The organism is Escherichia sp. S10b (genome assembly GCF_028421345.1).
Classification (GTDB): domain Bacteria; phylum Pseudomonadota; class Gammaproteobacteria; order Enterobacterales; family Enterobacteriaceae; genus ECMA0423.
This window is the reverse complement of record NZ_JAHZSO010000165.1, coordinates 88,090-102,050: the sequence shown is the minus strand read 5'-3', so window position 1 is coordinate 102,050 and position 13,961 is coordinate 88,090. Positions and strand designations below refer to the sequence as shown.

At 45.7% G+C, this 13,961-nt stretch carries 12 protein-coding genes and 5 pseudogenes; 13 read left to right on the top strand and 4 right to left on the bottom strand.

What is annotated here, in order from left to right; all coding sequences use genetic code 11:
• Window positions 1-246: 246 nt before the first annotated feature.
• Both fimE and fimB read right to left on the bottom strand, forming a co-directional pair.
• On the bottom strand, window positions 247-843 hold the full coding sequence (fimE, locus tag FTE26_RS14600) for a type 1 fimbria switch DNA invertase FimE (protein ID WP_000044711.1): 597 nt from the start codon (window positions 841-843) through the stop codon (window positions 247-249).
• A gap of 477 nt (window positions 844-1,320) precedes the next feature.
• Entirely contained in the window at window positions 1,321-1,923 is a 603-nt protein-coding gene (gene fimB / locus FTE26_RS14595) for a type 1 fimbria switch DNA invertase FimB (protein ID WP_000790583.1), read from the bottom strand.
• Window positions 1,924-3,376: 1,453 nt separating this feature from the next.
• On the opposite strand from fimB, the gene nanC reads away from it, so the two are divergent.
• From nanC to FTE26_RS20320, 3 genes and pseudogenes are all read left to right on the top strand, one after another.
• Window positions 3,377-4,093 carry an N-acetylneuraminic acid outer membrane channel NanC gene (gene nanC, locus FTE26_RS14590; protein WP_001295734.1) on the top strand — a complete coding sequence of 239 codons (717 nt, stop codon included), beginning with the start codon at window positions 3,377-3,379 and terminating at the stop codon, window positions 4,091-4,093.
• Window positions 4,094-4,112: 19 nt separating this feature from the next.
• Window positions 4,113-5,219, top strand: a complete 1,107-nt coding sequence (gene nanM, locus FTE26_RS14585; RefSeq protein ID WP_001295733.1) for an N-acetylneuraminate epimerase — start codon at window positions 4,113-4,115, stop codon at window positions 5,217-5,219.
• Between the two features lie 63 nt (window positions 5,220-5,282).
• A pseudogene (locus FTE26_RS20320) lies at window positions 5,283-5,897 on the top strand (sialate O-acetylesterase); the annotation flags it as partial.
• 284 nt (window positions 5,898-6,181) lie between these two features.
• Here the strand turns inward: FTE26_RS20320 and FTE26_RS20315 are convergent.
• On the bottom strand, window positions 6,182-6,280 hold the full coding sequence (locus tag FTE26_RS20315) for a hypothetical protein (RefSeq protein WP_418510044.1): 99 nt from the start codon (window positions 6,278-6,280) through the stop codon (window positions 6,182-6,184).
• Window positions 6,281-6,372: 92 nt separating this feature from the next.
• Between FTE26_RS20315 and FTE26_RS14575 the strand changes: the two are divergent.
• Window positions 6,373-6,578: pseudogene (locus FTE26_RS14575) on the top strand (phosphorothioated DNA-binding restriction endonuclease); the annotation flags it as partial.
• 267 nt (window positions 6,579-6,845) lie between these two features.
• Here FTE26_RS14575 and yjhR read toward each other — a convergent pair.
• Window positions 6,846-8,087 (bottom strand): annotated as a pseudogene (gene yjhR / locus FTE26_RS14570) (helicase YjhR); the annotation flags it as partial.
• 116 nt (window positions 8,088-8,203) lie between these two features.
• On the opposite strand from yjhR, the gene FTE26_RS14565 reads away from it, so the two are divergent.
• From FTE26_RS14565 to sgcC, 9 genes and pseudogenes are all read left to right on the top strand, one after another.
• Window positions 8,204-8,449 carry a GNAT family N-acetyltransferase gene (locus FTE26_RS14565; RefSeq protein ID WP_001420158.1) on the top strand — a complete coding sequence of 82 codons (246 nt, stop codon included), beginning with the start codon at window positions 8,204-8,206 and terminating at the stop codon, window positions 8,447-8,449.
• Window positions 8,450-8,825: 376 nt separating this feature from the next.
• Entirely contained in the window at window positions 8,826-9,083 is a 258-nt protein-coding gene (locus tag FTE26_RS14560; RefSeq protein ID WP_001054379.1) for a YjhX family toxin, read from the top strand.
• 11 nt (window positions 9,084-9,094) lie between these two features.
• A pseudogene (locus FTE26_RS14555) lies at window positions 9,095-9,642 on the top strand (GNAT family N-acetyltransferase).
• 55 nt (window positions 9,643-9,697) lie between these two features.
• On the top strand, window positions 9,698-10,444 hold the full coding sequence (locus FTE26_RS14550) for an SAM-dependent methyltransferase (RefSeq protein ID WP_000354249.1): 747 nt from the start codon (window positions 9,698-9,700) through the stop codon (window positions 10,442-10,444).
• Window positions 10,445-10,571: 127 nt separating this feature from the next.
• A complete protein-coding gene (locus tag FTE26_RS14545) occupies window positions 10,572-10,832 on the top strand; it encodes a zinc ribbon domain-containing protein (RefSeq protein WP_000077646.1) in 261 nt (86 codons plus the stop codon).
• Between the two features lie 37 nt (window positions 10,833-10,869).
• Window positions 10,870-10,986, top strand: a pseudogene (locus FTE26_RS14540) (VOC family protein); the annotation flags it as partial.
• A gap of 244 nt (window positions 10,987-11,230) precedes the next feature.
• Entirely contained in the window at window positions 11,231-12,352 is a 1,122-nt protein-coding gene (locus tag FTE26_RS14535; RefSeq protein WP_000010833.1) for a M42 family metallopeptidase, read from the top strand.
• Window positions 12,349-12,627: a PTS sugar transporter subunit IIB SgcB gene (gene sgcB, locus FTE26_RS14530; RefSeq protein ID WP_000722973.1), complete on the top strand. Its 279-nt coding sequence runs from the start codon at window positions 12,349-12,351 to the stop codon at window positions 12,625-12,627. Before FTE26_RS14535 ends, sgcB begins: the two co-directional genes overlap by 4 nt.
• 11 nt (window positions 12,628-12,638) lie before the next feature.
• Window positions 12,639-13,952 carry a PTS sugar transporter subunit IIC SgcC gene (gene sgcC, locus FTE26_RS14525; protein WP_000460845.1) on the top strand — a complete coding sequence of 438 codons (1,314 nt, stop codon included), beginning with the start codon at window positions 12,639-12,641 and terminating at the stop codon, window positions 13,950-13,952.
• Window positions 13,953-13,961 lie beyond the last annotated feature (9 nt).

Genomic DNA, 13,961 nt, shown 5'->3' with positions numbered 1-13,961 from the left:
GTTTTTGGAGAGAAGAATGAGGAAGATGCGTCGAGCCACAGAAACGTTAGCTTTACATATAGCGGAGGTGATGTGAAATTAATTTACAAGAGAAATAATTTACATATCAAACAGTTAGATGCTTTTTGTTGTTTTTTAATATTTTTATGCTTGAGAAAAAATACGTAACTTATTTATGATATGGACAGTTTGGCCCCAATTGTCTTGTATTTATTTGCTTTTTAACTTTATTATCAATAAGTTAAATTAAACTTCTTCTCTTTTTAATTTTTCGTTTATGAGATTATTTCTTTCCCATAATCCGGCAAAACGAGCAGCATTACTGGCGGTATAACGCACAGTATGGCGAATATTTCGATGCCCGAGATAATCCTGAATTAAACGGGTATCGGCACCACGCTCCGCCAGTTCATAACCGCAAGCATGCCTTAACATATGAGGATGAGTCTGCGTTACGGTTCCAGCTTCAATACCGGCATCGCGAATAATGCGATAGGCCTGCTGGCGAGAAAGCCGACTCCCGCGGCGAGAAATAAATATAGCGTCAGTCCGGTCAGCGCCTTTCCAGTTAGCACGTTCCTGGGTCCATCGTTCCACGGCTTCACGCTCATCAAAACGTAACGGGTGAACGGTAGAAAATCCGTTCTTCAGTCGGCGAATATTTATTCTACCTTCATTAAGGTCAAGGTCCTGATAATGCAGATCAAGCAGTTCACTAATACGCATCCCATGCCGATATGCCAACAGAATAAGACAATAATCTCTGGCTCCCGTTGCCCCGTAACAAACCGCCTGCATCATGGCCTGAACTTCTTTACCGGTAAGATAACGACGTTTACTCACAATAGTAGTACTCCTAACTGAGATATATTTGAATGAATACCTATAGGAAACCTCAATCGGTCAAAATTAGCCCAATAGATAAAAAGATAACCACACACGGAGTGATGTGGCTATCAGTCAATTACATTAAATATCATACAAAAATAAAATATCACTGATGTGACAACATCTATTTTCATTGATTTGATTCAATATAACAATAGATTGCAGTGGATTAACTTCCAGTTGCTTAAAAAATAAAGAAAAAAGTGCGGAAACAGGAGAATTTAAGTGATGTGTAAATTTATGAATGATTTTGTTTATTTATTTTGAAGAACATAAACCATTGTATTTTGTATGGATATGGTTAACTTAATGTTTATTATGATAATTAAGAATCACACTTACAATAACATCAATTAATAAATGGTTAATCATTTTTGATATATCGTAAGAATAATGTAGTTTTAAACACCATCCCTGGTATCTCAACTATCTCTATAAAACAGCGTGACGCTGTCGTCCTCTGGCTCTATCCCAGATGCCGTAAAAACGCCCTGCATTGCTGGCGGTATACCAGACAGTATGACGAATATTGCGATGCCCAAGATAATCCTGGATAAGTCGCGTATCTATTCCCATATTCGCCAAAGCAAAACCACACGAATGGCGTAACATGTGCGGATGAATCTCCAGTGACAACCCGGCATTACCACCGGAAGTCGAGATAATATGGTAAAACTGTTGCCGAGAAAGCGGATTTCCCTTACGAGATAAAAATACCCACTCGCTCTCAGCATGCGGGTACGAAGTACGGATACTCAACCAGTTTTTTAAAGCCTGAACTTCTTTGTTCAATAGCGGATGCGTTGTTGAAAAGCCTTTTTTTAATCGATGGATATATATACACTTTGCCTTAAGATCAATATCCGAAATCCTCAATCGACAAATTTCACTCGCCCGGAAACCATGAATAAAACAAAGCAAAGTCAGACAATAATTACGTGCTGCATGAGGCCCGGTATTTGCTGCTTTAAGGAGTGATTCGATTTCACTATGGGTCAGGAAGTTCCTTTTTTTGTTATCAGCCTTATTCTTCATCGTTTTTCCCTTAGAATTACAGACGCGCACTAGCTGTGCTGGGTTAGCAATAATCCAACATTTTTATCCTGATTATGTTTATAAAAGCGAACGTTTGCTTAATAACTAACGTAAGTGGACCAGTTCTTCTGAGTGAACTTAAATGGAGTAGCGATAGTTACTTATAATAACTTTGCCATACAAACGCCATGCTCTTGCATGCTATGTACCTTTATATATTTATCAATCGGATACGAATCTAATAATAACCCTCATCATTAATGCAACTAATCTTATCTATATATCATGTGATATGTTCTGTAACAAGTAAAATCAACATAAAAAATTCAGCAAAATTTAATATTCGTTCAACTAGCCGTCTCACATATAACATTATTAGTCAACTCCATTTACCACAAAATGGCTATTTCATGGAACGCAGTAATTTCTTAGTGGCTATTATCAAGCTAATTCTTAGGTCCCTAGCGATTATTCCTGGCTGGTTCGTCAGTTTAGGTCATGAGATTGTTACATTCCTTTTTATCCTGGAGATATGGGGGAACGCAGGCGACGCTTTTTCATCTACATCCGTTGGTAAATATGGCTTTGGTCACTACGACTTAAACCCTCCTCAATCACAGCTACTCGCCGGGCGATATGGCAAACAAACTAATTGAAACATCATCCTGAAAACACCAGCATCAACAAGCCTCTCCAGATCGACATCAGGAGTGACCAGTTACAAGCCACAAACCAAGAAACATATTTCATGATGAGAATTATGCTCAGCCTGATGGCGGGTAAACACTTATTTTCACCAAGCTCACTGAGTTAGCTTGCAAAGCTTTCTTTGTTTAGATTCTAAATAAATTATTTATAAAACATATAGTTAAAAGAAAATCTTTAGTTTTTGAAGACCACCGCAAGTGTTCGTCTGGCTTCACATGGCATCTGCCTCTTAGAAAAAGATCGACATATTTTGTGACACGAATTGCAAATCTGGTTTTGTTGTATGGATTGCGTGATTTTTGATCTGGTATAACAGGTATAAAGGTGCACCACGATAGTCAATGAAACTGGGCATCTCGCAATCTATGGCAAACATCACTTCAGTTCTTTCTCATCGGGTGATGAAAACGCACTTCAGTCTGAAAGGAATATGAAAATGAGATCAACAGACACTCTATTTTATGACTCTGGGTAAAATGGATTGAGTAAGCGATATAGCTTACGAAAATTCAAATCAATTAAACATCAGCAGAGATTTTATACTCAGGTATTTAATCTGGCTCTCTGTTTATTTAAATAATGTGGAAAGAGATTTTTCACAGGAGACATTATACAAAAAATATAAAATACAGCTACCCGTTGCCAAAGACACTATAAGCCTGGCAAAAAATATTACACAACATAAATGCTAATTGTTTATGCGGGCTTTGTATTGCTTTCTGTATCCTACAAATGAGTGAAATTTATGAAAAAGGCTAAAATACTTTCTGGCGTATTATTACTGTGCTTTTCGTCCCCATTAATTTCTCAGGCTGCGACACTGGACGTACGTGGTGGATATCGTAGTGGAAGCCACGCCTATGAGACTCGACTCAAAGTCAGTGAGGGATGGCAAAATGGATGGTGGGCAAGCATGGAAAGTAATACCTGGAATACCATTCATGATAATAAAAAGGAAAATGCCGCACTCAATGATGTTCAGGTTGAAGTTAATTACGCAATTAAACTTGATGATCAATGGACGGTACGCCCGGGAATGTTAACGCATTTTAGCAGCAACGGCACACGTTACGGACCCTACGTAAAACTGTCCTGGGACGCGACAAAAGATCTTAATTTTGGCATTCGCTATCGTTACGACTGGAAAGCTTACCGACAACAAGACTTATCCGGTGATATGTCTCGTGATAACGTTCATCGTTGGGATGGATATGTCACTTACCATATTAATAGTGATTTCACCTTCGCATGGCAAACGACGCTATACAGCAAACAGAACGATTATCGCTATGCAAACCATAAGAAATGGGCGACGGAAAATGCATTTGTTCTACAATACCATATGACGCCCGATATTACGCCATACATAGAATATGACTACCTTGACCGTCAGGGTGTTTACAACGGCAGAGATAATTTATCGGAAAACAGTTATCGCATTGGTGTGTCATTTAAACTGTAGTAGACAGGAGACAGTCACAATGAATAAAACAATAACGGCGCTTGCTATCATGATGGCTTCATTTGCCGCAAACGCGTCTGTATTACCGGAAACTCCTGTGCCATTTAAAAGTGGTACCGGAGCAATTGATAACGACACTGTCTACATTGGTTTAGGTAGCGCAGGTACGGCATGGTACAAGCTGGATACACAGGCCAAAGATAAAAAATGGACAGCGTTAGCTGCATTCCCTGGTGGACCAAGAGATCAAGCAACCTCGGCATTTATTGATGGTGATCTGTATGTGTTTGGCGGCATTGGCAAAAATAGCAAGGGCTTGACTCAGGTATTTAATGACGTACACAAATACAACCCCAAAACCAATAGCTGGGTTAAATTGATGTCGCACGCGCCAATGGGCATGGCGGGCCATGTGACTTTTGTACACAACGGCAAAGCTTATGTTACTGGCGGTGTTAACCAGAATATCTTCAATGGCTATTTTGAAGATCTCAACGAGGCTGGAAAAGATTCAACCGCTATAGATAAAATCAACGCTCACTATTTTGACAAAAAAGCAGAAGATTATTTCTTCAATAAGTTTCTGTTGTCTTTTGATCCCTCAACCCAGCAATGGAGTTACGCTGGCGAATCTCCCTGGTACGGAACGGCTGGTGCGGCGGTTGTGAATAAAGGTGATAAAACCTGGCTTATTAATGGCGAAGCCAAACCCGGATTGCGAACGGATGCCGTATTTGAACTTGATTTCACCGGTGATAATTTAAAATGGAATAGGCTTGCTCCCGTCTCATCACCAGATGGCGTCGCTGGCGGTTTTGCGGGGATAAGCAATGATTCTCTTATATTTGCCGGAGGGGCCGGATTCAAAGGTTCACGAGAAAATTACCAGAACGGTAAGAACTATGCGCATGAAGGCCTGAAAAAATCATATAGCACTGATATTCATCTTTGGCATAACGGGAAATGGGATAAATCGGGTGAATTATCGCAAGGTCGGGCCTACGGAGTATCATTGCCCTGGAATAATAGTCTATTGATTATTGGCGGTGAATCTGCAGGCGGCAAAGCGGTGACGGATTCAGTTTTGATCTCTGTGAAGGATAATAAAGTCACAGTACAAAACTAACGCTTCAGGGCCCCGGTAAAGGGCCCTGCTATCAATTTGTCATTTCAATTACGCGAAAATTATATGAACGCAATAATATCGCCCAATTATTACTATGTTCTTACCGTTGCTGGTCAGTCTAATGCCATGGCGTATGGCGAAGGACTGCCATTACCGGACAGGGAAGATGCGCCTCATCCCAGAATCAAACAATTAGCGAGATTTACGCATACGCATCCCGGAGGCCCGCCATGTCACTTTAACGACATTATTCCACTGACTCACTGCCCACACGATGTTCAGGATATGCAGGGTTATCACCATCCTCTGGCAACGAATCATCAAACACAGTACGGCACCGTTGGCCAGGCACTGCATATTGCACGGAAATTACTGCCCTTCATTCCTGATAATGCAGGGATTCTCATCGTCCCGTGTTGCCGTGGCGGATCGGCTTTTACCGCGGGCAGCGAGGGGACATATTCAGAACGGCACGGAGCCAGCCATGATGCTTGTCGTTGGGGAACGGATACCCCGCTCTACCAGGATTTAGTCAGCAGAACGCGAGCCGCACTGGCAAAAAATCCGCATAACAAATTCCTCGGCGTATGCTGGATGCAAGGCGAATTTGACTTAATGACCAGTGACTACGCGTCACACCCTCAACACTTTAATCATATGGTTGAAGCCTTTCGTAGGGATCTAAAACAATTCCATTCTCAGCTTAATAATATTACTGCCGCGCCGTGGTTTTGCGGCGATACCACCTGGTACTGGAAAGAAAATTTCCCTCATGCGTATGAAGCTATTTATGGCAATTATCAAAATAATGTTTTAGCCAATATTATTTTCGTCGACTTCCAGCAACAAGGTGAAAGAGGACTGACGAACGCGCCTGATGAAGATCCGGACGATTTAAGCACGGGATATTTCGGTTCAGCGTACCGGTCAGCGGAGAACTGGACGACGTCACTGCGAAGCAGTCATTTCAGCGCGGCAGCCCGTCGGGGGATTATTTCTGACAGATTTGTAGAAGCAATTTTGCAGTTTTGGCGCGAAAGGTGAGCGGGGAGTTTATTCATGGGGGATGTCCTTGTCCATTCCCAGAGCAGACAACAAAAAACAAATGAGATCAAGGTAATATCTCTTCACTTGCGGGCTCGAACAGCAGGCAATTGCCAATATAATAATCTGGCACAAGGGTGAAAAACGCGCACCGCATAAACCGTTGTTATTGCTTACAGATTAGCCGGATGCCTTAATAGACATCCGCGCCTTTTCGGTTATGGCTCGGAAATCTACGAACATCTACACAGTTTACTGGAACGTTTTGGGCCACAGCGTTCGCAGCACCGTCCTGATATGCCGTTCTGGCGATTATAAGTCGACGGATTCTGGCAAATAGACGATGATGATATGCTTAATGATGTTCAAAGAAATTAGGCCATTATTATATTATTGCTTGCATTTTCTTTCATTCCTAAAAGCACCCGCCATTAATCCCAGGCGCATTATGCAAAGGAAAATGATTAGGTAAACAATAAGATTTATAATCAGGAAAGGCGACTCGCAATAAAACGGAAAGTCGCCTTAACATTGGTAAAATATGCCCTTTACTACTCCTGTATCATGAACGGCTCATCACATTTAAAGCTGACGTTGATCCAGACTACCATATATTGCCTTTATTTCATTTTTTACGCCTTCGCCACGGTACACCAAAGACGTATCGTATCGTTGATACTTATCTTCCCGTGCAGCACTGAACCAGTTAAAAGATCCGACACACAGCAGTTCTTCATCCTCAATCACAATTTTGCTGTGGACACGATTAACCAATTTCGTAGCGATACCCATCTTATTGAGCTTTTCAACAGCATCATTCAGCAGATGTTGTTTCTCCTGACGCTTATCATCATCGACATGCGCTATATTGCAGTTTTTATCCGTCACCACGGTAATATCAATGCCCCGGGAACGGGCCAAAGCCATTGATGCCAGAAATCCCGTTTGCTCCACTTTTTGCCAAGATAACCAAGGGGAAATAATCGTTATTTTCTTTTGAGCTCCGGCAAGAGTCTTGTTCAAAAATCCATCATGCTGCTCCACACCATGCAGCGTTGAAATTTGTGTATGTGCGGAAATTAAATCCTGTCGTTTCTGAAACTCAAATTGCAACGCATTATTATCTGAAGAAAAGAGATATTTTGCCAATAACCCTCGCGGCGAAAATGCGGGCTGCATCTCGATAAGGTCCATATCGCCAAATACCAGAAAACTATCTTTAGCGCGTGAGACAGCAACATTGAGGATACTGCTGTTGCTATCAAGAAACCTGCCATCTTCATGTTTTGAGTAGACAGGAGAAAAGAGAACAATCGCCCTTTCCGCCCCCTGCAAGGAGTGCACAGTCCCCACTGTCAGTGAACCCTGCTCGTCTTTGCCATTAATTTCCAGCTTACGCAATGACGTTTTGATAGCATTAACCTGCGCCGAAAATGGCGTCACAACACCAACAACTTTGTACAGTGGTTCCCCGTAATGGCGCTCTATATCATCCTTATGTGCCACCAGCCATGCTGCTATTGTTTCAGCTTCAAGAGGGTTATAACGGCTTCCTCCATTTGGCTTCATGCCTCTACCATCAATATGTAAATATCCCATTGCGGGGAAAATCGTCCCTTTTTCCATCCCTCTTTTAGGCTGCAACTTACCGTGATAGCAAAGTGAGTTACAGTAGCCGATGATGTTATTGAAACAGCGACGATGCTCATACAGATACATTCCGCGCTCGAACTTGGGATCATACTGGTAGTGAGAGTTGAACTGGGCTACCTGCATTACGCTGCCAGATGCTGCACTTTTTCCAGACCCATTTATTATCGAATACGGTGACCGCCTGAGCGGCCACCTTTAATCGTGGGCAGTTACACAGAATTATTTACAGGGCCTTGCTGGGAGTTCTTACACTTGCTCGCGATATTCAATTGGCCATTGTCAACAAGATGACGCAGGTTTTGATTGGTGATATCTATTTACGTCAGCAATGTGATGTGTTTTGGCTCGGCTATACCATCAGTCCCGCTTATACTCGCCAGGGATATGCAATTGAAGCAATTACCGCCACGATTGACTGGATAAAAGAGAACGGTTTTTCACTCATCAAAGCCGGTGTGAATCCGGAAAATACCCTTTCAAAAAAATTACTTATCAGGATTGGCTTCAATTTTTCGAGCATCGAAGATGGGTGAGCATATTTATGTTCTGGATTAAACAAAAGGAGAATAATCTCCCGAAGGGAAAAGCCGATGAGGCCATTTCAGGCGTACTTCAACATGCATTCGTCAGTGTCATCTGCCTTTTCCAGTAAATGGGTTGGCATTCAATTTCCAAAGTACATCACACTTTTTCTACTGAAACATATCCCTCCTATAACTACGTGTTAATATTCGCTCCGTAAATACCTTTCAACTCAACCCGAGGCTTTGATGCTGGAGAATGTAATCATCCGATAATCAGTTCCCCGACCTTTTCAGGCCGGACTGATTATCAATGCGCCGAAATCGAATGCGGACACCGCGGTGTGTTTGCACGTTTTGCACATGATGATTAAACAGGTTCTTCAGTATGAATTTATCCCGTCAGGAACAACGTACGTTACACGTTCTCGCTAAAGGTGGACGTATTGCGCACGTCCGCGATTCTTCAGGCCGCGTCACTTCCGTTGAATGCTACAGCCGCGAAGGGCTGTTGCTGACCGACTGCACGCTCGCCGTCTTCAAAAAACTCAAAACCAAAAAACTTATCAAGTCCGTCAATGGTCAGCCCTATCGAATCAACACTACCGGGCTGAATAACGTTCGCGCTCAGCTCGATAATCGCTAAGGAGAGTTTCGATGACAGCACACCACTTCACTTTTCAAATCACAGATGAAAGTGATGCCAGTGATATCCGGGAAGTCGAAACCCGCGCATTTGGCTTCAGCAAAGAAGCCGATTTAACGGCCTCTTTACTTGAGGATGAAAGCGCGCGCCCTGCGTTATCGCTGCTGGCCCGACATGAAGGCAAAGCCGTCGGGCATATTTTATTTACCCGGGCAACCTTCAAAGGGGAAATGGATTCACCGCTGATGCATATCCTCGCTCCCCTGGCAGTCATACCGGAATACCAGGGGATGGGCGTGGGAGGACGGTTGATACGCACTGGCATCGAGCACCTGAGGTTGATGGGCTGCCAGACGGTTTTTGTTCTCGGCCACGCCACCTATTACCCCCGACATGGGTTCGAACCCTGTGCCGGAGACAAAGGCTATCCGGCACCTTATCCCATCCCGGAGGAGCACAAAGCCTGCTGGATGATGCAAGCACTCACCGCTCAGCCCATGAACGTGACCGGCCACATCCAGTGCGCGCAGGCCCTGATGAAACCGGAGCACTGGCGTGAATAACAATCTTGTTGTGCCCTTTTTAATGCTTAACCCAATAACAGGAATTAACTAATGGATATTCCACGTATTTTTACCATCAGTGAAAGCGAACACCGCATCCACAACCCGTTCACCGAAGAGAAGTACGCCACGCTGGGTCGCGTGCTGCGCATGAAACCAGAGACCCGAATTCTGGACCTCGGCAGCGGCTCGGGCGAGATGCTCTGCACCTGGGCCCGGGATCATGGCATTACGGGGACTGGAATCGACATGAGTTCGCTCTTCACCGCGCAGGCCAGACGCCGCGCGGAAGAACTCGGCGTCAGCGAACGCGTACATTTTATTCATAATGATGCGGCGGGTTACGTCGCCAATGAAAAATGTGACGTAGCAGCCTGCGTTGGCGCGACCTGGATTGCCGGAGGCTTTGCCGGGACAGTCGAACTGCTGGCGCAGAGCCTTAAACCGGGCGGGATCATGCTCATCGGTGAACCTTACTGGCGTCAGCTTCCGGCAACGGACGAGATAGCCCAGGCCTGTGGCGTCAGCTCGACGACCGATTTTCTGACGCTACCAGGGCTTGTCAGCGCGTTTGACGACCTCGGCTACGACGTGGTGGAAATGGTACTGGCGGACCAGGAAGGCTGGGACCGATATGAGGCCGCGAAATGGCTGACCATGCGCCGCTGGCTGGAGGCCAATCCTGACGATGACTTCGCCGCCGAAGTCAGGGCCGAGCTAAACATCTCGCCGAAACGCCACGTAACGTACGCGCGGGAATACTTTGGCTGGGGCGTGTTCGCACTCATCGCTAGGTAACAACAGGTTCCCGGTATTTCTGACTGGAGATACCGGGGGCTTAGCCTTTGCTTTAATCTGATGCATCACCTGCACAATACATATTCAGTATGTTTATTAATCAAGATGTCACCATAAGGAGCATCATATGTCACAACATGAACAGTTCTGTCAGGCTTGCGGAATGCCGATGTCGGCACCAGATGCACACAGTGCCAGTGATCAATATTGTGCGTACTGCAGCTACAGCAACGGCAATCTCAAACCCTGGGAAGAAGCGGTATCAGGTTTAGCCAGCTTCCTTGATTCCTGGCAAAAAGTCGGCCCGGAGGAAGCACATAAGCGTGCAAAACGTTATCTGACGGCAATGCCAGCCTGGGCTCATAAAGCGGAGAGTGATTTGAGCTGATTATCTATACTCCCTCTGAATCTATTCAGGAGATCCGATGTTTTCTTACATTATGCTGGGAACCAACGACCTGCCACGCGCCATTACATTCTAAGATCCGCTGATGGAGATGCTGGGGTATCCACGTGCAGGACGTAATGAAGAGGGAGCGTCCTGCAACAAAGTGGTGCGATAACAGTTACCGCGTTTTATTCATTCTCATTATTTCAACCATAATCACTGGTCTCTCTAGCCCGTAACTTTCACAAACGTTGAGCGCTTTTATTCCACTCGGCTCACATAATTTTTTATTTGTTCAGCTTTGCGCGTTTTCACGTGAACGTTCTCACAATTATTCGACCAGTCTGCGCCTATAAAACGCTCAACGAGTGATTGTTTTACGGTCTACGGAGATAGCTATGTCATTTTCTGTGCAGGAAACCCTGTTCTCGCTTTTGCAGCACAATGCGATTTCAGGACACGAAAACGCTGTCGCTGACGTCATGCTGTGCGAATTCAGGCGTCAGGCAAAAGAGGTCTGGCGAGACAGGCTTGGGAATGTCGTCGCGCGCTACGGTAGTGATAAACCCGATGCGCTGCGACTGATGATTTTTGCGCATATGGATGAAGTCGGTTTTATGGTGCGCAAAATAGAGCCTTCTGGATTTTTACGCTTTGAACGCGTAGGCGGTCCTGCGCAGGTCACTATGGCTGGATCCATCGTCACCCTCACCGGGGACAAAGGGCCAGTCATGGGGTGTATCGGCATTAAGTCCTACCACTTTGCCAAAGGCGACGAGCGCACGCAGTCACCTTCTGTCGACAAACTGTGGATTGATATTGGTGCCAAAGACAAAGACGACGCTATACGAATGGGCATTCAGGTCGGTACGCCTGTCACTCTGTATAACCCGCCGCAACTCCTGGCAAACGATCTGGTGTGCAGTAAAGCACTAGACGATCGTCTGGGCTGTACTGCCCTGCTCGGTGTAGCGGATGCTATCAGTACTACGGAGCTTGATATCGCCGTTTATCTGGTGGCTTCGGTACAGGAAGAATTTAATATCCGCGGCATTGTTCCCGTATTACGCCGTGTAAAACCTGACCTGGCGATTGGTATTGATATCACTCCATCGTGTGACACCCCTGATTTACACGATTATTCCGAGGTCAGGATTAATCAGGGCGTTGGGATCACCTGCCTGAACTACCATGGTCGGGGAACGCTGGCCGGATTAATCACGCCTCCTCGCCTGATACGGATGTTGGAACAGACGGCTCTTGAACACAACATTCCGGTGCAGCGAGAAGTGGCTCCCGGCGTGATAACAGAAACCGGTTATATCCAGGTTGAGCAGGATGGTATTCCCTGCGCCAGTCTCTCTATTCCTTGTCGCTATACCCATTCTCCGGCGGAGGTTGCCAGCCTGCGTGATTTGACTGATTGCATCCGCCTATTGACCGCTCTGGCAGGTATGTCAGCAGCACATTTCCCCGTTGAGCCTGATTCAGGCACTACACAAGAGGCACATCCATTATGAAAAAGATCCTTGTGGCATGCGGTACCGGCATGTCGACTTCAACCATGATTGCACACAAGCTGCAAGAGTTCCTGACTGAACAGGGCATTTCAGCCACTACCGCCCAATGCTGTCTGAATGAGATCCCTCTTAACTGTAACGGTATGGACCTTATTGTAACCTCCATGCGAACCAACAGTGATTACGGCATCCCTACGCTTAATGGCGCCGCCCTGCTCACAGGGATCAACGACGACGCGTTAAAACAACAAATCAAGGCTCTGTTAACTCAATAAAAGGAGGCATTATGTTTGATTACATCCTGTCTCTCGGCGGTACCGTTTTCGTCCCTATCATCATGATCGTGATTGGCCTTATCTTCCGCATCCCCTGGCTGCAGGCGATTAAGGCAGGGGTAACGGTTGGGATTGGTTTTGTCGGTATGGGACTGGTGATCGTCATGGCGATCGACAGCCTCAGTCCCCCTATCAAAGTGATGATTGAGCGTTTCGGCCTGGCCCTGCATGTCTTTGACGTTGGCGCAGGCCCTGCCTCCGGCGTTGGTTATGCGACAGCCATTGGCGCCATGATTATCCCAGTTATTTTTCTTCTCAATGTCGCCATGCTGGTCACCCGTCTGACCAAAACGATGAACGTCGATATTTACAATTACTGGCACTACGCCATTACGGGTACGGTGGTCCAGCTTATGACCGGTAGCCTGATTTATGGTGTGCTGGGGGCAATCTGCCATGCGGCGCTATCGTTAAAAATGGCCGACTGGACGGCAAAACGGGTACAGAACATCGTCGGGCTGGAAGGTATTTCGATACCGCAAGGCTACGGTTCCAGTTCAGTACCGCTTTTCGTTCTACTTGATGCTATCTATGAAAAAATCCCTTTCATGAAGGGACGCAATATCGATGCTCAGGAGATCCAGAAACGCTACGGCATGGTCGGCGATCCGGTGATTATCGGCGTAGTGCTCGGTCTGATTTTTGGCCTGGCGGCTGGTGAAGGCTTTAAAGGTTGCGCCAGTCTGATGATTACCGTTGCGGCAATCATGGTGCTGTTCCCGCGCATGATCCGCCTGATTGTTGAGGGCCTGATGCCCATCTCCGACGGTGCAAGAAAGTTCTTCCAGAAATATTTCAAAGGACGTGAAGTGTATATCGGTCTGGATACTGCTGTGACGCTGGGGCATCCAACCACCATTGCTGTCGGTCTGCTACTGATACCCATTATGTTAATTCTGGCCAGCATTTTACCGGGCAACAAAGTGTTACCCCTCGCAGACCTGCCGGTAGCACCGTTCTTTATCTGTATGGCTACGGTTATCCACCGCGGAGACCTGGTCAGGACGTTGATAAGCGGGGTCATCGTGATGATTACCGTCCTGCTGATCGCCACCCAGTTCGCGCCTTACTTCACTGAAATGGCGCTCAAAGGCGGTTTCAGTTTTGCCGGTGAAAGTGCGCAAATCTCAGCGTTGTCCGTGGGCAATATGTTCGGTTGGTCGATTTCTGAATTGATGTCGCTTGGGATTATTGGCGTTGTCGTGGCGGTCGGTATTGTCGCCAGCGTCGTGCTGTTCTTACGTAAACGTGAATTATCGGAATAAGGAGTACTT